The organism is Aminobacter sp. AP02 (assembly GCF_003148805.1).
Classification (GTDB): Bacteria; Pseudomonadota; Alphaproteobacteria; order Rhizobiales; family Rhizobiaceae; genus Aminobacter.
This window is the reverse complement of the sequence record NZ_QGGX01000005.1, coordinates 220,357-243,610: the sequence shown is the minus strand read 5'-3', so window position 1 is coordinate 243,610 and position 23,254 is coordinate 220,357. Positions and strand designations below refer to the sequence as shown.

At 63.0% G+C, this 23,254-nt stretch carries 19 protein-coding genes; all 19 read right to left on the bottom strand.

The features are described 5' to 3' along the window. Positions 1-4: 4 nt before the first annotated feature. The 19 genes from recN to mraZ all read right to left on the bottom strand — a co-directional run bounded on the left by recN (position 5) and on the right by mraZ (position 22,901). Positions 5-1,681, bottom strand: a complete 1,677-nt coding sequence (gene recN, locus C8K44_RS08470; protein ID WP_109575327.1) for a DNA repair protein RecN — start codon at positions 1,679-1,681, stop codon at positions 5-7. A gap of 9 nt (positions 1,682-1,690) precedes the next feature. Then, positions 1,691-2,560 (bottom strand): outer membrane protein assembly factor BamD, encoded by an 870-nt coding sequence (locus C8K44_RS08465; RefSeq protein WP_109575326.1) that lies wholly within the window; start codon positions 2,558-2,560, stop codon positions 1,691-1,693. Between the two features lie 184 nt (positions 2,561-2,744). Further along, complete coding sequence (gene lpxC / locus C8K44_RS08460) at positions 2,745-3,680, bottom strand: UDP-3-O-acyl-N-acetylglucosamine deacetylase (RefSeq protein ID WP_109575325.1); 936 nt, start codon at positions 3,678-3,680, stop codon at positions 2,745-2,747. Positions 3,681-3,959: 279 nt separating this feature from the next. Then, on the bottom strand, positions 3,960-5,654 hold the full coding sequence (gene ftsZ / locus C8K44_RS08455) for a cell division protein FtsZ (RefSeq protein WP_109575324.1): 1,695 nt from the start codon (positions 5,652-5,654) through the stop codon (positions 3,960-3,962). A gap of 70 nt (positions 5,655-5,724) precedes the next feature. Further along, positions 5,725-7,035, bottom strand: coding sequence for a cell division protein FtsA (ftsA, locus tag C8K44_RS08450; protein WP_109575323.1), 1,311 nt, complete (start codon positions 7,033-7,035; stop codon positions 5,725-5,727). Beyond that, complete coding sequence (locus tag C8K44_RS08445; RefSeq protein WP_109575322.1) at positions 7,032-7,973, bottom strand: cell division protein FtsQ/DivIB; 942 nt, start codon at positions 7,971-7,973, stop codon at positions 7,032-7,034. Before C8K44_RS08445 ends, ftsA begins: the two co-directional genes overlap by 4 nt. Beyond that, positions 7,961-8,887, bottom strand: coding sequence for a D-alanine--D-alanine ligase (locus C8K44_RS08440; protein ID WP_109575321.1), 927 nt, complete (start codon positions 8,885-8,887; stop codon positions 7,961-7,963). Before C8K44_RS08440 ends, C8K44_RS08445 begins: the two co-directional genes overlap by 13 nt. A gap of 345 nt (positions 8,888-9,232) precedes the next feature. Then, entirely contained in the window at positions 9,233-10,198 is a 966-nt protein-coding gene (gene murB, locus C8K44_RS08435) for a UDP-N-acetylmuramate dehydrogenase (RefSeq protein WP_109575320.1), read from the bottom strand. Further along, on the bottom strand, positions 10,195-11,601 hold the full coding sequence (murC, locus tag C8K44_RS08430; protein WP_109575319.1) for a UDP-N-acetylmuramate--L-alanine ligase: 1,407 nt from the start codon (positions 11,599-11,601) through the stop codon (positions 10,195-10,197). Before murC ends, murB begins: the two co-directional genes overlap by 4 nt. After that, complete coding sequence (gene murG / locus C8K44_RS08425) at positions 11,598-12,725, bottom strand: undecaprenyldiphospho-muramoylpentapeptide beta-N-acetylglucosaminyltransferase (protein ID WP_109575318.1); 1,128 nt, start codon at positions 12,723-12,725, stop codon at positions 11,598-11,600. The genes murC and murG overlap by 4 nt, the downstream gene beginning before the upstream one ends. A gap of 1 nt (position 12,726) precedes the next feature. Then, positions 12,727-13,881, bottom strand: a complete 1,155-nt coding sequence (ftsW, locus tag C8K44_RS08420) for a putative lipid II flippase FtsW (RefSeq protein ID WP_109575317.1) — start codon at positions 13,879-13,881, stop codon at positions 12,727-12,729. Further along, positions 13,881-15,281 (bottom strand): UDP-N-acetylmuramoyl-L-alanine--D-glutamate ligase, encoded by a 1,401-nt coding sequence (murD, locus tag C8K44_RS08415; protein ID WP_109575316.1) that lies wholly within the window; start codon positions 15,279-15,281, stop codon positions 13,881-13,883. Before murD ends, ftsW begins: the two co-directional genes overlap by 1 nt. A gap of 8 nt (positions 15,282-15,289) precedes the next feature. Continuing rightward, positions 15,290-16,372 carry a phospho-N-acetylmuramoyl-pentapeptide-transferase gene (gene mraY / locus C8K44_RS08410; protein WP_109575315.1) on the bottom strand — a complete coding sequence of 361 codons (1,083 nt, stop codon included), beginning with the start codon at positions 16,370-16,372 and terminating at the stop codon, positions 15,290-15,292. Positions 16,373-16,396: 24 nt separating this feature from the next. Continuing rightward, positions 16,397-17,830, bottom strand: coding sequence for a UDP-N-acetylmuramoylalanyl-D-glutamyl-2,6-diaminopimelate--D-alanyl-D-alanine ligase (locus tag C8K44_RS08405; protein ID WP_109575314.1), 1,434 nt, complete (start codon positions 17,828-17,830; stop codon positions 16,397-16,399). Beyond that, a complete protein-coding gene (locus C8K44_RS08400; RefSeq protein ID WP_109575313.1) occupies positions 17,827-19,281 on the bottom strand; it encodes a UDP-N-acetylmuramoyl-L-alanyl-D-glutamate--2,6-diaminopimelate ligase in 1,455 nt (484 codons plus the stop codon). The genes C8K44_RS08405 and C8K44_RS08400 overlap by 4 nt, the downstream gene beginning before the upstream one ends. A 52-nt stretch (positions 19,282-19,333) precedes the next feature. Continuing rightward, entirely contained in the window at positions 19,334-21,052 is a 1,719-nt protein-coding gene (locus tag C8K44_RS08395; RefSeq protein WP_109575312.1) for a penicillin-binding protein 2, read from the bottom strand. Continuing rightward, positions 21,049-21,426 (bottom strand): hypothetical protein, encoded by a 378-nt coding sequence (locus C8K44_RS08390; RefSeq protein WP_109575311.1) that lies wholly within the window; start codon positions 21,424-21,426, stop codon positions 21,049-21,051. Before C8K44_RS08390 ends, C8K44_RS08395 begins: the two co-directional genes overlap by 4 nt. A gap of 3 nt (positions 21,427-21,429) precedes the next feature. Continuing rightward, positions 21,430-22,446 carry a 16S rRNA (cytosine(1402)-N(4))-methyltransferase RsmH gene (rsmH, locus tag C8K44_RS08385; RefSeq protein WP_109575310.1) on the bottom strand — a complete coding sequence of 339 codons (1,017 nt, stop codon included), beginning with the start codon at positions 22,444-22,446 and terminating at the stop codon, positions 21,430-21,432. Then, positions 22,443-22,901 (bottom strand): division/cell wall cluster transcriptional repressor MraZ, encoded by a 459-nt coding sequence (gene mraZ, locus C8K44_RS08380; RefSeq protein ID WP_109575309.1) that lies wholly within the window; start codon positions 22,899-22,901, stop codon positions 22,443-22,445. The genes rsmH and mraZ overlap by 4 nt, the downstream gene beginning before the upstream one ends. Positions 22,902-23,254: the final 353 nt, after the last annotated feature.

Below are 23,254 nucleotides of genomic sequence, written 5' to 3'. Positions count from 1 at the left end.
CGCCTCAGGAAGCGGCAGCCGTGTTCTCGCGCAACAGGCGTTCGGCGGCGGCGCGAGCCTCTTCGGTGATGGATGCACCCGAGAGCATGCGGGCTATCTCTTCCTGCCGCGCCGGACGGTCCATCTCATGGATGCCGGTGGCGACGCGGTCGGTATTGCCCTGCTTGGAAATCAAGAAATGCGTGGCCGCGCGTGCCGCCACCTGCGGCGCATGGGTCACCGAAAGCACCTGCACGCGGCTGGCGAGACGGGCCAGGCGCTGGCCGATGGCGTCGGCCACGGCACCACCGACGCCGGAGTCGATTTCGTCGAAAACCAGGGTCGGGGCCGAGCCGCGGTCGGCGAGCGCTACCTTCAGCGCCAACAAGAAGCGTGAAAGTTCGCCGCCCGACGCCACCTTCATCATCGGGCCCGGACGCGTGCCCGGATTGGTACGCACCCAGAACTCGACCTGGTCGATGCCTTCCAGCATGCGATTGTCTGCGTCGCTTGAAATCTCGACGATGAACTCGGCACGCTCGAGCTTGAGTGCCGGAAGCTCCGCCATGACTGTCTTGCGCAGGCCCTCAGCCGCCGTCTTGCGCAGATCGGACAGGCTGGAAGCTATGCGGTCATAGGCATCGCGCGTCGTGCGCGCCTGCTGCTCCAGCGATTGCAGCCGCTCTTCGCCAGCGTCGAGATCGGCCAGGTCGGCAACCATAGTGTCGCGCAACTGCGCCAGATTGTCGACGACGACATTGTGCTTGCGGGCCGCGGCGCGCAGCGCAAATAGCCGCTCTTCGGCCTTTTCGAGGCGCTGCGGGTCGTATTCAGTGGCCCGAAGTGCCGCATCGACACCCGATTGCGCCGCATCGAGCGAGATCATCGCCTCATCGAGCGACTTCACCACTTCGTCGAGCAGCCCGGGCACTTCGGCCGCCTTGCGCTGCAAGCGGCGCAAAAGGCTCGCAAGCTGCGGCAACGGCGACGATGAGCCGGACAGCACATCCTGCGCGTCCTGGATCTCGGAAGCGATCTTTTCCACGCGCATCATCGCAGCGCGCAATTCGGCAAGCTCGCTCTCTTCGCCCGGCTGCGGATCGAGCTTGGCGAGTTCGGTTACCGAAGCGCGCAGATACTCGGCCTCGCGTGCCGCTGCCTCAACGCGGGCGCGATGGCGCGACAGCTCCTGCTCGGCGTTGCGCCACAACTTCCACGCGTCGGCCGTCGCTCCGGCCTCGCCGACATGGCCGCCGAACGAATCGAGCACGTCGCGATGTGCGCCCGCGTCCACTAGGGCGCGGTCGTCATGCTGGCCATGGATTTCCACCAGTGCGCGGCCGATATCACGCATCAGCGTGACGCTGGATGGCTGGTCATTGACGAAGACACGCGTGCGTCCGTCGGCGGTCTGCACGCGCTTCAGGATAATGTCGCCATCGTCGTCGATGGCGTTGTCGGCGAGCAACGCGCGTGCCGGATGATTGTGCGGCACGTCGAAGACCGCACTCACCTGCCCCTGGGCCGCACCGTGGCGAACGAGCGATGCATCGCCGCGCGCGCCGAGCGCGAGCGACAATGCGTCGAGAAGGATGGATTTGCCCGCGCCGGTCTCACCGGTCAGCACCGAAAGGCCCGGCGTGAAATCAATATCAAGCCGTTCGATCAGGACGATATCGCGGATCGAAAGGCGCGAGAGCATCTATTGTCGTCAGGCGCCGGAGAACATCTTTCCGGCCTTGGATATCCATGAGCCGGCATTTTCGCGAGGCTCAAGTCCGCCGGATTGCAGCAGCTTGTACGAATCCTTGTACCACTGGCTGTCAGGATAGTTCTGGCCAAGCACCGCCGCCGCCGTCTGCGCTTCCGACGTCAGACCCATCGCGTAATAGGTCTCAACCAGGCGGGCGAGCGCTTCTTCGATGTGGCGCGTGTTCGAATAGTTCTCGACCACGTTGCGGAAGCGCTTCGCCGACGCGATGAATTCGCGACGCTCGAGATAATAGCGGCCGATCTGCATTTCCTTGCCGGCGAGTTGGTCGCGGGCAAAGCGAATCTTGGCATTCGCGTCATCGACATATTCCGACGCCGGCCAGCGCTGCACCACTTCGGTCATCGCCTCGATGGTGCGGCGAGCATCCTTCTGATCCTGCGTGACGTCGCGAATCTGGCGGAAATAGCTCAGGCCGATGATGTACTGCGCATAAGCCGCGTCATCGGTCGAAGGATAGAGCGCGAGATAGCGCTTGGCCGAGTTGATGGCCTCTTCATAAGCGCCCTGGCGATAGCTGGCGAAAGCGCCCATGACCATCGATTTGCGCGCATACTCAGAATAAGGATGCTGGCGATCGACTGCCTCGAACTTGCGGCTGGCCTCCTTGAGGCGGCCGGCATTGAGGTTGGCGAGGCCCTGATTGTAAAGCACGTCGGCCGGTTCGGTTTGCTCGACATAGGTCGCCAGATCGACATCGGCTTCGCCCGACATGCAACCGGAAAGAGCAAGCGTCGGAGCGAGGAGCGAAAGCGCCACAACCAGAGGTGTCGCGCGCAAATTCGATCGGCCGGCTCGTATCAATGACATCACAGAGTATCGCCCCTTTGGCGCTGTTTCGCTTTTAGGCAATGGCCATAGATCACAACTGGCTTTGCCGGGCAACGCTATCAGCCGCCATTCGCGCAATTTTGTGGCAGGTCAACACACGTGCCATTTCATCGGTCGAGTGGTGCAACAAGGTCACACCACCCTTCCGGAAAATAGCCTGCCGTCAGAGTGTCCAGGGTGCGTGGACAGCGGCGCTGACAGCGATCAGCTCAGCCGAGCGGCCACGCTCGCGGCGCGACGTTTCAACGATCTCGAAGGCGGAACGGTCCGAAAGCAGGCGGCGCAAGGCAGCCGCATTCAGCCTGTGGCCGCCGCGATAGGAACGGAAGCAGCCGATAAAGCGTGCTCCTGCAAGGGCCAGATCGCCCATGGCGTCGAGCGTCTTGTGACGCACGAATTCGTTCGAAAAGCGCAGGCCTTCGATATTGATGATGTGATTGTCGTCGCCGATGACCACCGAATTCTCCAGCGACGAGCCCAGCGCATAGCCGGCAGCCCACAGCCGCTCGACGTCCTTCATGAAGCCGAAGGTGCGGGCGCGCGAGATTTCACGGCGGAAGATGTCGTCGTTGATGTCGGATGCGAAGGACTGGCGCCCGATCGCCGGGCTCTCGAAATCGATCTCGACCTCGAATCGGGTGCCGCCATAAGGACGGAATTCCGCCCAAGACGCGCCGCTTTCGATTCGCACAGGCTTGAGCACGCGAATATAGCGGCGCTTGACGTCCTGCACTTCGATGCCGACCTGGTCGATGGCCTCGACGAACTGGGCTGCGCTGCCGTCGAGGATCGGCACTTCGGCGCCATCGACCTCGATCAGGAGATTGTCGATACCGAGGCCGAACAGCGCGGCCATCAGGTGCTCGATCGTAGCGACGTGGAGGCCGGCGGGATCACCCAGCAGTGTACAAAGGTCGGTTGCACCCACTTCCGACACAATTGCGCGGAATTCTTGGTTAACAACCTGGAACACTACACCCGTGTCGGCATCCGCCGGCGCGAAATGGATAGTCACGGGCTTCCCGCTATGGACACCTATGCCCGATAGCGAGACGCGTGATTTGAGTGTTGTCTGATAATCTTGCAAGTCGATCCCCATATGCCCGTCCACTTCACGTCCGCTTCGCCACACCACGGCGCACGGCTCTTATCCTCGCCAGACGGGTCCTCATCCCCACGACACCCGCCCAAGCGACCTTAATCGAAGGCGAAGATAGTCTTCCGGGTGACAGACTCCAAATCACGGTTTCTTACTCTGTGTAACTGCGGGGACGTCTGGACTCACCCCGTCAAGTCAATGATTTAAATGATCTTTTCAGATCGAAAGGCGGACGTCGAGACGCCCGCCTTTCAAACAGTGTTACCGGTTGTTTACAGATCAGTTGGCTTGCCGGCGAAGGAACGCCGGAATCTCCAGCTGATCGTCTTCCTGAGTCCGTGTCTGCGGTGCCAGGCGGCCCTGATCGTCGAGCTGTCCGCGACGCGGCGCGTAGAGCTGCGATTCCTGGCTCGTCATGCGGCGCTGTTCGGGAGCCGGCTGGCGCAGCTTGGGCTCGCGCGGCTGCGCGGGCTGAAGACGTGCCGGCTCTTCCTCGCGGCGGGTCAGGCCGCTCGTCAGACGCTTGAGCAGGCCCATCGGACCGCGGTCCTCATGGTGGTCGGCCGGCTGGGCCTTGGCTTCCACCTCAGCCTTTACCATCGGGGGGAAATCCTCGACGCGCGGCATCCGCTGCTGGACCGGTGCCGGCTGGATCATTTCGCGCTGGGGTGCCACCTGTGGCTGTACCACCGGCTGCGGCGCAGGCTGATGGAACTGCTGCGGCTGGGGCTGGTACTGCTGAGCCTGCGGCTGGGCAGGCGGAGCCTGGAACAGCTTGCTCTGCGGGCGGAACTCTTCAGCCTGCGGAGCTGCGGCGCGCGGCTGCGCCATGGCTGCTGCGTTGGTTTCGGCCAGGCGAATGGCTTCGGCGACCGGATCGTTGGCGCGCACTTCCATGCGCGGCTGCTCGACCGGGGCGGCCTGCTGTACCGGACGGGCCTCGACCGGACGCGGCGCCGGCTTCGGTGCCTGACGGATCGTCAGTGGTGCCGTAGCCATGTCAGCGGCCGCCTTGTCGATGCCAGTGGCAACAACCGACACGCGAATGACGCCTTCCAGATCTTCGTCGAAGGTGGCGCCGAGGATGATGTTGGCGTCCTGGTCGACTTCTTCGCGAATACGGGTCGCCGCTTCATCGACTTCGAACAGGGTCAGGTCGCGGCCGCCGGTGATCGAGATCAGCAGGCCCTTCGCACCCTTCATCGAGGTTTCGTCGAGCAGGGGGTTGGCGATCGCAGCTTCCGCCGCAGCCATCGCGCGGCCCTCGCCCGATGCTTCGCCAGTGCCCATCATGGCCTTGCCCATCTCGCGCATCACCGAACGGACGTCGGCGAAGTCGAGGTTGATCAGGCCTTCCTTGACCATCAGGTCGGTGATGCAGGCGACGCCCGAATAAAGCACCTGGTCAGCCATGGCGAAGGCGTCCGCGAAGGTCGTCTTGTCATTGGCGAGACGGAACAGGTTCTGGTTCGGGATGACGATCAGCGTATCGACGCACTTCTGCAGCTCTTCGATGCCGTAGTCGGCCGTCTTCATGCGGCGCTGGCCTTCGAAGTGGAACGGCTTGGTGACAACGCCGACGGTCAGAATGCCCTTTTCGCGTGCCGCGCGGGCAACGACAGGAGCAGCGCCGGTACCGGTGCCGCCGCCCATGCCTGCGGTGACGAAGCACATGTGTGTGTTGGACAGGTGATCGATGATCTCGTCGATGCACTCCTCGGCGGCAGCACGGCCGACTTCAGGCTGCGAACCAGCACCCAGGCCCTCGGTGACGTGCGCGCCAAGCTGGATGAGGCGCTCCGCCTTCGACATGGTGAGCGCCTGAGCGTCGGTGTTTGCCACCACGAACTCGACGCCGCGCAGGCCGGCGGTGATCATGTTGTTGACAGCATTGCCGCCGCCGCCGCCGACACCGAACACGGTGATGCGTGGCTTGAGCTCGGTGATGTCCGGCTTCTGCAGATTGATCGTCATAGTCCTCGTCCTTTTTGCCTTTCAAGCCGCTTCGCCGTGCGGCCGCCTCTGGGGCTGTCCCCGTCAATTCCTAAAAACTGTCTCTCAACCACTGACTCATGCGATGCAGTTTTCCGCCAGTTCCCGTTGCCCTGTAACGGGAAATCCCTTTCGCCGAATGGCTCTCGATACCGGCCATCTGCGGGTAGATCAGAAGCCCGACGGCGGTCGCGAAAGCTGGCCCCTTGGCCGCCTCCGGCAGGCCTGCCACGCCGAGCGGGCGGCCGATGCGCACATTGCGGCCGAGAATGCGACGCGCGGCTTCGGGCAGTCCGACCAGCTGGCTGGCGCCGCCCGTCAGGACGACGCGCTTGCCGACGGCATTGCCGTAGCCCGACTTGTTGAGCCGGTCGCGAAGCAGTTCCAGCGTCTCGTCGATGCGGGCGCGAATGATGCGCGTCATCATCGAGCGTGGAATCTGCAGGGGAATTTCATTGTCGTCGACACCGATCGGCTGGATGCTGATCAGGTCGCGGTCGTCGGCACTGCCGGGCAAGGCCGAGCCGTGCATGACCTTGAGCCGCTCGGCATCGTCGAGACGCGTCGACAGACCCTTGGCCATGTCCATGGTGACATGATTGCCGCCGATCGGAATGGCGTCGGCGTGAACGAAGCGGCCTTCCGAGAAGACGGACAGCGTCGTTGTGCCGCCGCCCATGTCGATGCAGGCAGCGCCCATTTCGAGTTCGTCGTCGACCAGCGCCGCAAGACCGCTTGCATATGGCGTAGCGACCATGTGCTCGACCGACAGGTGCGAGCGGTTGATGCAGAGCTCGAGATTGCGCATCGGCGCCGAATCACCGGTCAGCACGTGCATATCGACGCCAAGCGTGTCACCGACCATGCCACGCGGATCACGCATGCCACGCTCCGCGTCGAGGGAAAATGCAACCGGCAGCGAGTGGATGACGTCGCGCTCAGCCTTCAGCGCCTGCTTGGCACCGGCTGCCAGCACGCGCTGGACGTCGGCCTCTTCGACCTCATGGCCGCCGAGGTTGATCGTCGCCGAGAACGCCTCGCTCTTGATGCGCCCAGCCGACAGGTTGACGATCAGGGAATCCGCCGTCAGCCCTGCCATGCGCTCGGCCGCATCGACAGCGAGCCGGATAGCATGTTCGGCGCGATCGAGCTCTACGACCACGCCCGACTTCACGCCCTGCGACTTCTGATGGCCGATGCCGATGACCTGGGCCTGATGGGTGCGCCCCTTGAGCAGCTGGCTGCCCTCGGTCGGCTTGAGCTTGGCGACCACGCAGCAGACCTTGTTCGAGCCGACGTCGAGCACCGTGAGGATACCCGAGCGGCGCGAGACCGGATCTTTTTGACCGCCAAGCCAGCTCATGTTCTTTTCTCCACCTTCGCCTTGACGGCCTTTGGCTTGGTGCTCAGCGCGGCCGCGCGACGCTCGGCCGCTTCAGGCGTAAGCTGCACCACAAGCCGGTCGCCGAAGCGCATGTCCACGGTCGAGATATCGCGTGTGAAAAGCGCGTTCTCGCGATCGAGGGCCACGAGGTCGGCGAGTGCCGCATCAACCTGATTCTCCGGCAGCTTGACGGTGATTCCGTTATCGAGGCGCAGATCCCAGCGCCGCTCGCCGATGCGGATATAGCCTTTCACGCGCGACGCCAGCTCCGGAAAGGCCTGAACCCTGGCAACGAAGTCGGCAGCGCGCTCGGCGGCGCCAAAACCTATGACCAGCGGCAGGGCGACCTGGCGACCGCCGGTGAACGGAGCGATCACCTTGCCATCCTTCTCAACGACGCTGAGCTGGCTGCCCTGCTGCCAGATGGCGAACGCGTCGCGCTCGTCGACGCGAACTTCGATGGTATCGGGATACACCTTGCGCACGGCCGCATCGCGAACCCAGGGCAAGCTGACGATACGCTCGCGCGCTTCTTCAGGGTTGAAACCGACGAGGGAGGTCCAACCGTCGAGCTCGAGCTTGTCGAGAATGTCGATTTCGGAGGTCTCGCGATTTCCCGAGACCTTGATCTGGTCGACGGCAAAACCGCTGCGGGCAGTCACGCCCTGAACCATCGCAGGGAAGTGACCGCCGAGATAGGCGCCATAGAGCGAGCTTGCGGCGAGAAACGCAGCCGTCAGCATCGACGCAGCATAAGGCGGAGGAGTGAACTCCCCACGCCCGAAGCGCGACAGCATGCGAACCGGCTTGCGCAGCAGCCGCGGCAACACGAAATGCTCCGCGGACAAGGACAGCCCGAAGACGCGCGGCGTTGCGCCGTTCACCCTCCTGCTCTGTCCCGATCTCAACGCAAACACGAAGCGTCCTCCACCATCCAACTCAACAACTCACCAAACGAATGCCCGGCCTGGGCAGCAATCTCGGGCACCAGCGACGTCGGCGTCATGCCGGGTTGCGTGTTCACCTCCAGCCAGACGACCTCTCCATTTTCGGAATGGCGGTCGTCGTACCGGAAGTCAGACCGGGAGACGCCCCGGCACCCGATCGCTTGGTGAGCCTTGAGCGCCAGTGTTTGTATTTTTTGGTAAATATTCGGTGAAACTTTCGCGGGGCATTCGTGCTTTGATCCCCCAGCGACATATTTTGAATCATAATCGTAGAAGGCGTGACCCGTCGGAATGATCTCGCAGACGCCGAGCGCCACGTCGCCCATGACGGCGCACGTCAATTCGCGCCCGTGGACATAGCGCTCGACCATCACGGTATCGCCATAGCGCCACTCCGACGACGAAATTACCTGCGGCGGATGCGACTGATCCTCCTTGACGATGACCACACCGAAGCTCGACCCCTCAGACACCGGCTTGACCACGTATGGCGGCTTCATCGGATGCTGGTTGCCGATGGCGAAACGGTCGAGAACGCGGGATTCGGCAATCGGAATGCCGGCAGCCTTGGCCACCTTCTTCGACTGCTCCTTGTTCATCGCAAGCGCCGAAGCCAGCACGCCGGAATGGGTGTAGGGAATGCCGAGATATTCGAGGATGCCCTGGATGGTGCCGTCCTCGCCGAAGGGACCATGGAGGGCGTTGAATGCAACATCCGGCTTGAGCGCCGAAAGCACAGCGCCGACATCGCGACCGACATCGACACGGGTGACCTGATAACCCACCCGCTCAAGCGCATCGGCACATGCATTGCCAGACGACAGGGACACAGGCCGCTCGGACGAAAACCCGCCCAACAAGACAGCGACGTGCTTCGACTTCATCCCCTGTGATCCCCTCTAGACTCGGACACAACACCTTGTTTCCAAAGACTAAATAAGAGCATTCGGAAGTTGGACCTCCGAACGGAAACGCGGGCTACGCGTGACGCGACTCAAATCAGGAAACGCTTTAGGTCAGAGAATCAGAGACTTGATTCCGTGGCAAGAGCCGATTGGAATTCATTGCGATTTCGTGAGCGGAACTGGCTCGCCTAGGCAGCGCAAAAAGCAGATTTCGGACAACAAAAAGCCCCCGCGCAATGAGCACGAGGGCTTGCGAAACATTGTCCCCTGGAGGGCTTCGCAGTGCGTTCTCCAGCCGAAATCGACGCCGGGTAAGCATCAAGTCTAGAGCAATTGCCCAAGAAACTCCTGCACTTCGTGGCCCGGCTTGAAGCGGCCGAGCCGCTTGATTTCCCATTGCAAGCGGATCCCTGAATTTTCGAGCACGCGGCTTCGCACCGTCTCGCCGAGATACTCCAGATCGTAGCCGGTGGCGTTGCCGGTGTTGATCATGAAGTTGCAATGCATCGGTGACATCTGCGCACCGCCGATCATCAGCCCACGGCAGCCAGCCTTGTCGATTTCCTTCCAGGCCGAAGTTCCTTCGGGATTCTTGAATGTCGAACCGCCTGTTTTCTCGCGGATCGGCTGCACCGTCTCGCGATGATGCTGAACCGCGTCCATGGCCGCCTTGATCGCGTCCTTATCCTCGGCATAGCCCTCGAAGGTGGCCGAGGTGAAGATTAGGTCGGCGGCTGCCGAGGAATGGCGGTAGCTGTAGCCCATGTCGGCATTCGACAGCACATGCAGGTTGCCGGCGCGGTCGAGTGCGCGGACCTCTACGACGCGCTCGCGCGTTTCCACCCCGTTCGCGCCCGCGTTCATGCGCAGCGCACCACCGATGGCACCAGGGATGCCGTGGTAGAAATGAAAGCCCCCGATGCCGCTGTCATGAGCGAGCGCTGCCACGCGCTTGTCCGGCGTCGCTGCACCTGCCCTGATCGCGGTTTCCGAAATCGTCTCGGCCTCGCCGAACCCCTTGGCCGAGAGACGCACGACGAAGCCTGGAATGCCGCCCTCCCGCACCAGAAGATTGGAGCCGATACCGACTACCAGAACGGGAATCTCTTCAGGCACCGCCTTCAGAAAGGCAGCCAGGTCTTCCTCGTCGGCCGGCTGGAACAGCGCATCGGCGATGCCGCCTGCGCGGAACCACGTGATCTTTTCCATCTCCGCATTGGGCGTCAGGCGCCCGCGCAGGCCCGAAAGCCGATCGCCCAGTTTTGTGATCAGCGCCTCGCCACCCGTCACGACCCGCCTCCGGCGAGTTCTCCAGGCAGCGCATAGGCCCATTGCGTGATGTTGCCGGCGCCGAGGTAGACGACGAAGTCGCCCGGCTTGGCGAGTTCACGCACGATCGGCGCGACAGCAGCGGCGCCTTCGATGTAGCGGGCGTCGCGATGGCCGCCGGCGCGAACATGCGCGGCTAGCGCCTCGGAATTGACGCCGTCGATCGGATCTTCGCCGGCTGTGTAGACCGGTGCCACCATGACGGTGTCGGCATCGTTGAAACAGGCCGAAAAATCGTCGAACAGATCGCGCAGGCGGGTGAAGCGATGCGGCTGGGCGATCGCGATGACGCGGCCCTTGGTGGCCTCGCGCGCCGCACGCAGCACAGCCTTGATCTCGACGGGATGGTGACCGTAGTCGTCGAACACCTCGACCCCGTTCCAGCTGCCGGTGTGGGTGAAGCGACGCTTGACGCCACCGAAGGACGACAGGCCGCGCTTGACAGCCTCGGCGGAAATGCCGAGTTCGATGGCAACCGCAATAGCGGCGGTCGCATTGGACACGTTGTGGCGGCCCGGCATCGGCAGGCGCAGCCCCTCGATAACAGTCGAGGACGCCGACTTGCGGTTGCGGATGACCACGTCGAAAACCGAAACCGCACCATCCATATGGTGATTGGTGAAGCGCACGTCCGCCTGGGTGTTTTCGCCATAGGTGATGACGCGGCGGTCCTCTATGTGGCTGACCAGCGCCTGCACTTCCGGATGATCGGTGCACATCACGCCAAAGCCGTAGAACGGCACGTTTTCGACGAACTGGCGGAACGCCTCGCGCACGTTGTCGAAGGTGCCGTAGTGGTCGAGATGCTCGGGGTCGATGTTGGTGACGACCGCGATGTCGGCAGGCAGCTTAAGGAAGGTGCCGTCGCTCTCGTCGGCCTCGACCACCATCCACTCGCCCTCGCCCATGCGGGCATTGGTGCCGTAGGCGTTGATGATGCCGCCATTGATCACCGTCGGGTCGAGATCACCGGCATCGAGCAACGCCGCCACCATCGAGGTCGTCGTGGTCTTGCCATGCGTGCCGCCGATGGCGACCGCATTGCGGAAGCGCATCAGCTCGGCCAGCATCTCGGCGCGGCGCACGACCGGCAGCAGTTTCTCGCGCGCAGCCATGAGCTCGGGATTGGTTTTCTTGATCGCGGTCGAAACAACGATGACCTCGGCGTCGCCAAGGTTCTCGGCGCGATGGCCGACGTAGCATTCGATGCCCTTGTCGCGCAGGCGCTGGACATTGGCGCTATCGGCCTGGTCGGAGCCCTGCACCTTGTAGCCGAGATTGTGCAGCACCTCGGCGATGCCGCTCATGCCGATGCCACCGATGCCGATGAAATGCACGAGGCCAATGGTCTGCGGCATCTTCATGAGCGCATTCCTTTCTTGAAATCCGAAACGGGTATTTTGGACGCAATAGCCTCTGCGAGGTCGGCGAGCAACCGTGTGGCGTCTGCTTTGCCGACTGACTTGGCGGCAGCCGCCATCTTTGCGAGCCGCGCCGGATCATCCATCGCACCACCCAAGAGCCCGGCGACACGTTCCGGTGAAAGCGTTGCTTGCGGATGCACTTCGCCCCCGCCCGCCGCCGCCAGACGGGCCGCGTTCGCCGCCTGGTCGTGGTCAAGCGCGTACGGATACGGCACCAGCAATGCCGGACGGCCCACGACCGCGATCTCCGAAACCGTCGAGGCGCCCGAGCGCGAGATCACGAGATGAGCGGATGCCATGCGCTGGGCCATGTCGGTGAAGAACGGCGAAACATCCGCCGCGATGCCGAGTTTCGAATAGGCGGCCTTGACCTTTTCGGCATCCTCCACGCGCGCCTGCTGCGTAACATGAAGGCGCCTGCGCTGTTCTTGGGGCAGCAAGGCAATCGCCGCGGGCACGGCGTCGGAAAAGAACTGCGCCCCTTGGCTGCCACCGAAGACCAGAAGATTGAACGCATCCGAACCAGCAGAGGCGACATAAGCCGTCTTGGCGGCTTCGATGACTGGCGGGCGCACTGGATTGCCGGTAACCACGGTCTTGGCGCTGTTAGCGCCCGCATTCTCCGGCAGGAAGCCCCCGGCAATCGCATTGACCCTGCCCGCCAACGCCTTGTTGGCGCGTCCCATCACGGCGTTCTGCTCATGCACCATGGAAGGCACGCCGCGCCGCGTGGCGGCATAAAGCGGCGGCAAAGTCGGATAGCCGCCGAAGCCGATGACGACCGATGGCTTGATCTTGGCGATGACCTGCGAAGTCTGGCGCACGCCGCGCCAGATGCTCCAGAAGGCGCGCAAAAGCGAGACTGGGTTCTTTGAGCCGATGGTCGAAGACGAAATCGGGTGGATGGCCGCCGCAGGAAACTTGCCGGCGAAACGCTCGGCGCGGTCGTCGGTGGCGAGATGCACCTGCCAGCCGCGCGCCGTCAGTTCATGGGCCAGCGCTTCAGCCGGAAAGAGATGGCCGCCGGTCCCGCCGGCGGCAAGCATGACGATTCCCTTGGCCATGTTATTCGGCCGCTACTGCGTGCCGTTGCATGGCGGCAAAACTGTTGGGCCTGAGCTTTTCGGGTTTCTTGCGCGTCAGCGCCAGAACCATGCCCATGGAGATCGCGATCGCGATCAGCGACGAACCGCCATAGGAGATGAACGGCAAGGTCATGCCCTTGGCAGGCATCAGCTGCAGGTTCACGCTCATGTTGATGATCGACTGGAAGCCGAACACCACAACCAGGCCGGCGACCGCGTAGCGCGTGAAGTCGTCGTGCTCCTTGAGCGCGATGCGCAGGCCGCGAAGCACGATGAAGGCGAAGATCGACATGATGACCAAGAGCAGCACGATGCCGAACTCCTCGCCGGCGACCGAGAAGACGAAGTCGGCATGGCTGTCGGGGATGACGCGCTTGACGGTTCCCTCGCCCGGCCCGACGCCAAACCAGCCACCGTTGATGATCGCGTCACGCCCCATGTCGACCTGGAAGGTGTCGCCCTCGCCGGTGAGAAAACGGTCGATACGGCCAGCGACGTGCGGAAACACTGTGTAGGCAGCCAGGCCGCCACCCATGCCGACGGCACCGAGCGTGACGATCCAGAACCACGACATGCCAGCCATGAAGAACATCACCCCCCAGGTGCCGAGCACGAGGATGGTCTGGCCGAAGTCAGGCTGCGCCATCAAAAGCGCCAGAACCACGCCGAGCAGGATCATCGCAAACAGATTGCCGGGGATGTCCGGATGGCGCTCGTGCTCGGCGAGCAGCCAGGCGGAAATGACGACAAAGGCCGGCTTGAGGAACTCCGAGGGCTGTATCGACAGGCCAGCAAGCGAGACCCAGCGCCGCGCGCCCTTGACCTCGACGCCGATGAACAGAACCGCCACCATCATGACCAGCATGATGCACATCATCACCAGCGCCAAGCGCCTGATCTGGCGGACTTCGAGGAACGACACCGCGATCATCACGACCAGGGCCGGGATCGTGAAGATGATCTGGCGCGTGGCGAAGTGAAAGCTGCCCAGGCCGATGCGCTCGGCAACGGCGGGGCTTGCGGCGAATGAGAGCACGATGCCCAGTCCCATCAGCGACAGGAATGCCGCGAGGAACCAGCGATCGACTGTCCACCACCACAAGGCAACGGGACTTCTGTCGAGACGGCTGGCCATTATCTTGCCCCTCCGATAGCGCTGACGCCATCAATAGCATTCACAGCTTGCCTGAAGGCTTCGCCACGAATTTCGAAGTTCTTGAACTGGTCAAAGCTGGCGCAGGCCGGCGACAACAGGATCACTGCCTCGCTGCTGTCGTCTTTTGCCGCATCTTCGGCCGCGTGTTCGACGGCCGCTGCCAGCGTGCCTGAAATCTCGTAAGGTACAGCTTCGCCGAGCGTTGCGGAAAAGGCGGGCGCCGCCTCGCCGATCAGATACGCGCGGGCAATGCGCGGAAACAGGCTGCGCAGCGGCTCGATGCCACCTTCCTTGGGCAGTCCCCCGGCAATCCAGTAGATACGCGGGAAGCTCGACAGGGCTGGTGCCGCCGCATCGGCATTGGTTGCCTTGGAATCGTTGACGAACAGCACATGGCCCTTGCGGCCGACCTGTTCCATGCGGTGCGCGAGGCCCGGAAAGCTCTCGAGCCCTGCCTGGATCTCGCCGAGGTCGAGCCCGACCTTCAGGCAGGCGACAACGGCGGCAAGCGCGTTCTGCGCATTGTGCTGGCCGCGTAGCGACCCGATGCCTTCAAGAAAGGCGATGCGGCTGTAGCGGCCGTCGATCGCTTCCATCAAATCGCTGCCGTCGGCGAAGTAACCCTCGGTCAAGGGCAGGCGTTTGGAAATGCGCACCACTTGCTTGCCGGCGCGTTCGAGCCGGTCGGCGATCTGGGCGCAGTAGACGTCATCGACACCGATGATCGCCGTTTCGCTGCCGGCGACCAGCCGCTCCTTGATCGAAGCGTAGTGCTGCATGGTGCCATGACGGTCGAGATGATCGGGCGTCAGGTTGAGCAGGATGCCGGCGGTCGGGTTGATCGAAGGCGCAAGATCGATCTGGTAGGACGAGCACTCGACGACGTAGTGGCGATCGGCTTGCGGGGGATCGAGCGTCATCACGGCGCGGCCGATATTGCCGCCCATCTGGGTGTCGCGTCCAGCAGACTGCAGGATATGCGCGGTCAAGGCCGTAGTCGTCGACTTGCCGTTAGTGCCGGTGATGGCAATGAACGGCGCTGTCGGGGCAGTCGCGATCCGTTCTCGCGCAAACAGTTCGATGTCGCCGATGATCTCGACGCCGGCACCGCGTGCCAGTTCCACCGTCCAGTGCGGTTTAGGATGCGTCAGCGGCACGCCAGGCGACAGAACGAAGGAGGCGATACCCGCCCAGTCCGCGCCGCGCAGATCGCCCGTTGCAATATCTTCGGCAGTGGCCCTCGCCACGCTTTCTGGATTGTCGTCCCAGGCCAGAACCTCTGCCCCGCCCTCGGTCAACGCACGCGCGGTCGCAATCCCCGAGCCGCCGAGGCCGAAGAGCGCTACTCGCTTTCCCTGAAAGGACGTCGCCGGGATCATGTGAGGCCTCAGCGCAGCTTGAGGGTGGAAAGGCCGATCAGCGCCAGAATAACAGCAATGATCCAGAAACGGATGACCACCTGGCTCTCGGTCCAGCCAAGTTTTTCGAAATGGTGGTGGATCGGCGCCATCAGGAACACCCGCCTTCCGGTCAGCTTGAAGAAACCGACCTGGATGATGACCGAAAGTGCTTCCATCACGAACAGGCCGCCGACGATAGCCATGACGATCTCGTGCTTGGTGGTGACCGCAACGGTGCCGATCAGGCCGCCGAGCGCCAGCGAGCCGGTGTCGCCCATGAAGATGGCGGCCGGCGGCGCATTGAACCAGAGGAAGCCGAGGCCCGCGCCGATGACAGCCCCCAGGATGACTGCGAGTTCGCCGGTGCCGGGTACGAAATGGATCTGCAGGTATTCGGCGAAGACCGCGTTGCCCGAAAGGTAGGCGATAACGCCGAAGGACGCAGCGGCGATCATGATCGGAACGATGGCGAGACCGTCGAGACCGTCCGTCAGGTTCACCGCGTTTCCGGCGCCTACGATCACAAAGCAGGCAAAAGGAATGAAGAACCAGCCGAGATTGAGCAGGAAATCCTTGAAGAAGGGGAAGGTCAGTGACGACGAGAACGGCGCCTGGCCGTTGTGCATGATGATCCAGGCAGCGATACCGGCGATCACGAACTCGATGCCGAGACGCGCCTTGCCGGACAGGCCGAGATGCGATTGCTTGGTGACCTTGAGGTAGTCGTCATAAAAACCGATGGCACCGAAGCCAAGCGTAACGAACAGTACCACCCAGACATAGACCGACGCGATGTTGGCCCACAGAAGCGTCGAGCCGATGATGCCACAGAGGATCATCAGCCCACCCATGGTCGGCGTGCCGGCCTTCTTGAAGTGAGTCTGCGGGCCGTCGGCGCGGATCGGCTGGCCCTTGCCTTGCCTCAGGCGCAGGGCATTGATGATGGCCGGCCCAAAGATGAACACGATCAGCGCCGAGGTGATCAGCGCGCCACCGGTGCGGAAGGTGATGTAGCGGAAGACGTTGAAGAACGACACCTTGTCCGCGAAATCGACAAGCAAAGTTAGCATAAGTATCGGTCCCCCGAGACCCCGTCAGGTCGGTGTGGTGTTGCCGGCATGTGCCGGGAATGTCTTGATCATCGCCTCGACAAGCCTGGAAAAACCGATGCCTTTCGAGGACTTGATCATGACGGCGTCGCCGGGCCGAATTGTCTTCAACAACACGGTCTTCAGTTCCTCGACGCCGGCGCGATACTCGGCCCTGAACCCCTCGGGCAGTGTATCGGCAAGTGCCTTCATTTCCGGCCCGGCCATCAGAACCATGTCGGTTCGGGTCGAGCCGATCAGATCGGCGAGCGCCGCATGAAGCTTCGCCGAATGACTGCCAAGCTCCAGCATGTCGCCGAGAACGGCGATACGCCGGCCAGCGCCATAGATCGGCGTGGCGTCGAGCAATTCGATCGCTGCCTTCATCGAGGCCGGATTGGCATTATAGCTTTCGTCGATCAGCGTGACCGGTCCGTCCGGAAGCTGCAGGATATGGCGCTGCCCGCGCCCGCTCTCCGCCGTCATCGAAGCGAGGGCTGTGGCAACGGTGGGAACATCGGCGCCGCAAAGATGGGCGGCACCCAGCACGGCAAGCGCGTTCTGTACGATATGGCGCCCCGGCGCACCGATGCGGGCCGGAACATCACGACCACCGATGCGGGCGATGATCATCGAATGATCGGCCTCCAGCGTGCATCGCAGCAGCCGGAAATTGGCGCGCGCGTTTTCGCCATAGCTCATGACGTTGTCGATGCCGGCGGCCCGGGCGAACTTTTCGAGCAGCTTGAAGCGGCCGTCGTCGCGGTTGAGCAGCACTGCCCCGCCCGGCTCGACGCCTTCGAATATCTCTGCCTTGGCCCTGGCGATCTCGTCGAGGCTGCGGAAGAAGCCGAGATGAGCGGCGGCGATCAGCGTCACCACCGCTATATGCGGGCGAACCATGCGAACCAGCGGGCTGATCTCACCGGGATGGTTCATGCCGATCTCGAAGACGGCGTAGTCGCAATCCTCAGGCATGCGCGCCAGCGTCAGCGGCACGCCCCAGTGGTTGTTGAACGAGGCGGCCGACGCATGCACCTTGCCGACGGACGACAATGCGTGACGCAGCGCTTCTTTGGTCGAGGTCTTTCCGACCGATCCGGTGACGGCGATGATACGCGCCCGCGATCGGGCCCGCGCTGCGATGCCGACCTTTTCAAGCGCTGCCAGCACGTCCGGCACGACGATCATCGGCGCGCTCAGACGACCGAGCGCCGGGAGCTTGCCTTCGGCAACGATGAGAAGGCCAGCACCCGCCTTGATGGCGGCGGTGGCGAAGTCGTGGCCGTCCATCGCATCGCCCTTGATGGCAAAGAACGCCTCGCCGGGCTTGAGACTGCGGCTGTCGATGGAAATTCCAGATATGCCTTCGGGCATCTGCCCGAGTGGGCGGCCGCCTGTTGCCTCAACGAGAGCGTCGGAGGTCCACAGAAGGCTCATGCCGCAGCTCCGGCAAGCGCCTTGCGAACTTCCTCATGGTCGGAGAAATGCAGGGTTTCGCTGCCGATGGTCTGGCCCACTTCGTGGCCCTTGCCGGCGACAATCAGCGTGTCGCCCGCATGCAGCATCCCGACGGCTTGCTGGATGGCCTGACGGCGGTCGCCGATCTCGATAGCTCCGGGCGCCGCCGCAATGATCGCAGCGCGGATGCTTTCAGGCACCTCCGAGCGCGGATTGTCATCCGTGACGATGATGACATCAGCGAGGCGCGTGGCAATTTCGCCCATGATCGGCCGCTTGCCCCGGTCGCGGTCGCCGCCGCAGCCGAAAACGACGATGACACGGCCCGTCGTGAATGGCCGCACGGCGGCCAGAACGTTTTCCAGCGCATCGGGCTTGTGGGCATAGTCGACATAGACAGGCGCGCCATCCGCCGTGGTGCCGACCAGATCGAGACGACCGGGTGCACCTTCGAGATGTTCGAGCGCCGCAAGGGCCTTGGCGACATCCGTTCCGGTGGAAATCGCAAGACCGGCTGCGACAAGCGAGTTGGAAACCTGGAAATCACCGGCCAGCGGCAAGTCGATTTCGTAGATCACTCCACCGCATTCGATTTCGGCGCGCTGGCGGTGGCGCTCGTGTTCCACGCGCTTGAGCGCGAGGAATTGTCCATTGCGACCAACCGTCAGCACGTCTAGGCCAGCTGCACGTGCCGCCTTGATGGTTGGTTCGGACCAAGGATCGTCGGCAAAGATGACAGCCGGCGCGCCCTTGGGCAAAAGTGTGTCGAACAGTCGAAGTTTGGCCCGATGATACTCTTCGACAGTTGGATGGTAGTCCATGTGGTCGCGGCCGAGATTGGTGAAGCCGCCGGCCGCCAGGCGCACGCCATCGAGGCGCCGCTGGTCGAGGCCATGGCTCGACGCCTCCATCGAAGCATGGGTCACGCCGCTGTCGGCGAGCTCGGCGAGAAGCTTGTGCAGCGCCACCGGGTCCGGCGTCGTCAGCTGACCGTATTCATTGCGCCCGGGGGCGACGACGCCCGTCGTGCCGATGCTGGCAGCTGCATAGCCGGCGTGCTTCCAGATCTGGCGCGTGAAGGCTGCGACCGAGGTCTTGCCGCTGGTGCCGGTGACCGCAACCATGGTCTCGGGCTGGCGGCCGTAGAGCTTGGCCGCCGAGAGTGCCAAAGCCTGACGCGGATCGTCAACCGAAATGACAGGCACCCCGATCGAAGAAAGGTCCACCCCCCTGGCCGCGACGACAGCCACGGCACCGCGCTTGGCCGCGTCGCCGACATAAGCCGCGCCATCGGCCTTGCTGCCGGAAACGGCGAAGAACACGGTTCCGGCACTCACCTGCCGCGAATCCGAAGAAACCCCGCTCACCTCGACATCTTTGGGCAGAACCCCATCGACGGGCAGGATACCGGCAAGGTCAAATAGTTTCATCGAGTTCCGTTCGCTACATACAAAGCGGCGCGCCGCTGGCGCGCCCGCAGAATCAGGGATAGGAGGCCAGAGTTGCACTACCTTCTTGGCCGAATTCTGGCTTCACGCCAAGCAGCGGAGCCGAGCGCCGGATAATATTGGCGACTATCGGCGCTGCGGTGAAGCCGGCTGTGGCCGAACGGGTCGATCCCTCCATCTTCGGCTCGTCGATGATGGTCAACACCAGATACTGCGGATCGTCCATCGGGAAGGCGGCGATGAAGGCGTTGAAGTTCTTCTCCTTCGAGTAGCGCCCGTTGACAACTTTTTCAGCCGTACCGGTCTTGCCGCCGACGCGATAGCCGGGAACCGTCGCGCGCTTGCCCGAACCGCCTGGCGCCGTCGCGTTCAGGTTGTACAGATAGCGCATGTCTTCGCTGGTCTTCTCGCTTACCACCTGCCTTGAGACAGCGATTGCCTCCTCCAAGGTTCGCGGCAGGAAGGTCGGCGTCATGTAGCGGCCGCCATTCATCAGCGCGACCGCCCCGGCCGCCGTCTGCAGTGGCGTTGTCGAGAAGCCGTGTCCAAACGCGGCGGTGATCGAATGCACCTTCTTCCAGACCTTCGGTTCGGTTGGACGTGCGGATTCGGGAAGTTCGGTCTGCAAGCGGTCGAGCAGGCCAAGGCGTTTGAGGAATTCGCGGTGTCCCTCAATCCCGACAACGTCGGCCTCTTTGGCCGAACCGATGTTGGACGAATAGATGAACACTTCCGGCACCGTCAGCACTCGACCCTTGCCGTGAAAGTCGCGGATGGTCTGGCGACCGATGGTTAGCGGGCGGCTGGCATCGACGGTACTGTTGAGCGACATCTTGCCCGAATCCAGTGCCATCGCGGTGGTGAAGCTCTTGATGGTCGAGCCCATCTCGAACAGGCCCGCCGACATGCGGTTCATCCGGTCCTTGTCCTGAGCGTTGAACGGATTATTGGGATCGAAATCGGGCACCGAGCCCATGGCCAGGATTTCCCCGGTCTTGACGTTGATCACCACCGCACCGGCCGCCAGCGCGCGATGCTTTTCCATCGCCGACTGGATCTCGTCGCGCACGATGTGCTGGACGCGCAGGTCGATGGAAAGCCTGACCGGCTTGAGGTCCTTGGCAATCGCCAATCCCGAGGCCTGCAGGTCGGCAAGGCCCTGGTCGTCGATGTATTTTTCGAGGCCGGAAATGCCCTTGTTGTCGATGTTGGTCAGGCCGACGATATACGAAGTCGTCTCGCCGCTGGGGTAGAAGCGTCGCTTTTCGGTCCGGAAACCGATGCCGGGAATACCCAGCTGCATGATCTCGGCCTGCTGCTTGGGCGTCAGCTGGCGCTTGAGCCAGACAAAGCCGGTGCCGCTCTTGAGCTTGAGATAGGTCTGCTCGACCTCGATATCGGGCAGCACGGTCGACAGTTTCTCGATCGCCTCGTCGGCATCGACGATGCGGCGCGGCTCGGCGAACAGCGACGCCGTCTTGATGTCGGTCGCAAGAACCTCGCCATTGCGGTCGACGATATCCGGACGCGAGGCGGTGACGCGCGATTCAGGGCCGCCCGACATTTCAGGGTCCAGCATGCCGAGATAGACGAGACGCCCGGCAATCGTCGCATAGATGCCAAAGAACACGGCCATTGTCATGACCACGCGGTTGCGCGTGCGTCCGCCGGTCGCCTTGCGCGCGCTGTCGACAACAATCGAAGCGTCCTTGCCTTCGCCGTTGCGGCGCTTCTTGCCGAGCAAGCCGATCATCGGGCAATCCCTCCGGTCACCGTCGTCCTGTCCGGCGCGGCTTCGGCGATCCCGCCGAAGCGCTCGTTGGTGATGTCTTCGATGGTAAGCGGTCGCACGGGCAGATCACCGAGACCGACGATCTGGCGGGCATCCACCGGCTGAAGCTTGAGTTCGGACTCATAGACCTGCGACAGCTTCTGCAGGCGCGAGGGCTGGGTGAGCAGGCTCCAGTCGGCCTTCAACAGGTCGATCGTGTCTTCCTCGAAGCGGATCTGCGCCTCGATCTTGTTGACGGCCTTGAGCTGGTTTTCGGCCTCGTCCTTGGTCTTGTAGGTGAAGGCCGCGGCGCCGACCATGACGGCGATCAGCACGATGTCACTGGTGCGGAACATGGCTCACCTTTCTCCCGACTGACTGACGTCGGGTAGCTTCGGAAGTCCGAAGATGGAAAAATCTTCGCCGCGCGGCGCAGCGGCCGTGCGGACGGCGGCCCGCAGCTTGGCCGAACGTGAACGCGGATTGATGGCCGTCTCGGCGTCGCTTGGCCCGACTGCACCGCCCGCCTTGTCGAAGGTCGTGGCGATGGTTTCGAGTTCGGGCATGTAGCGCGAGCGCGACGGGCTGGACGAGCGATCGGTGATGAAGCGCTTGACGATGCGATCTTCGAGCGAATGGAAGGTGACGACCACAAGCCGTCCGCCGGGCTTCAGCGCGCGCTCGGCAGCGAAAAGCGCCCGCGCCAATTCGCCAAGCTCGTCATTGACGTAGATGCGCAGCGCCTGGAACACGCGTGTCGCCGGATGGATCTTGTCCTTCGGAGCGCGGCCGATATGCGTCTCGATTGCGTCGGCAAGATCCAAGGTACGTTCAAACGGGCGCCGTTCACGACGGCTTTCGATCATGCGGGCAATGCGCCCGGCATGCCGCTCCTCGCCGAGGAAGCCGAAGATCCGCGCGAGGTCGCCCGCCTTGAAGCGATTGACGACATCGGCGGCACTGGCGCCAGCCTGGGCCATGCGCATGTCGAGCGGGCCGTCGGCACGAAACGAGAAGCCGCGCTGGGCCTGGTCGAGCTGCATGGAGGAAACGCCAATGTCGAGCACCACACCATCAACCAGCTCGACATGCTCGTCGAGGCTGGAGAATGGCGCCTGCACCAGCCGCAGCTTGCCGCCGGACTTGGCTTCGAGATCGCGGCCGGCAGCGATCGCATCGGGGTCACGGTCGATCGCCACCACCGAAGCACCGGTCGCCATGATGGCCTTGGTGTAGCCGCCCGCGCCGAAAGTGCCATCGACAATCACGTCACCCGGCTGCGACTTGAGCGCTGCCAGTACTTCAGCAAGGAGAACCGGAATGTGGCGGGCCGGTCCGCCGACAGCTTGATGGTCATCGCCATGACCCGCCATCATTCCGGTCGCTCCTCTGGCTTCGTCCCCTGCCGAAGCTTCAAGAGCCGCGAGCGAACTTCCGCGCCATGGGCACGCAGCCGCTCGGGCTCCCACATCTGAAAAAACTGTCCACGCCCGACAAAGGCCACGTCCGACGTGATCCCGGTATGCTCGCGAAGGAAATCCGAGACCGAAATGCGCCCGTCCTGGTCGAGCTTCAGGAAGGTGCTGTCGCCATGGATAAAGAAGGACATGTCGTCCGCCGTCTGCAGAAACGGGTCTTCTTGCGCGATGCGCCGTTCGTAGCGGTCGAGCAGGTCCAGGCCGCCGACATCGAGCGCCGGAACATCGAGCGCCCGCAGCGCATAGAGTTCCGTGTAACCGCGCTTCTGCAATACGGCACGGAAATGCGCCGGAACGGAGACCCGTCCCTTCGCATCGATCCTGTTCACCGCATTTGACAGAAACCGATCCATTGCATGATCCGGCCGTTTGTGCGGCCGCGCCCCTCATCGTCATGTCGTCCGCACCCCAGTGGCACGGAACAACCAAAATTCCAGACAACCCCCGCCGACTGACAATGCGTCGCCACCCGCAGCCGCCGCGGCTGCCGGATCGGCCAACGCCTCACCCTCTACTGGAACGAAATCATGGTTACCGATTTGGGATAACATGGGGTGATATGGGCGTCAACGGGAACTGGCTACACTTGGACACCAAGACCAGCCTTTCGGGCCCTTTCACGGCGTCCGCTTTTTTATGATCCATTAAGGCTAACGAAGGGTTATCGACTGGCCCAGCGCAGCCAACGCACTTGCCCGGTTGTGTC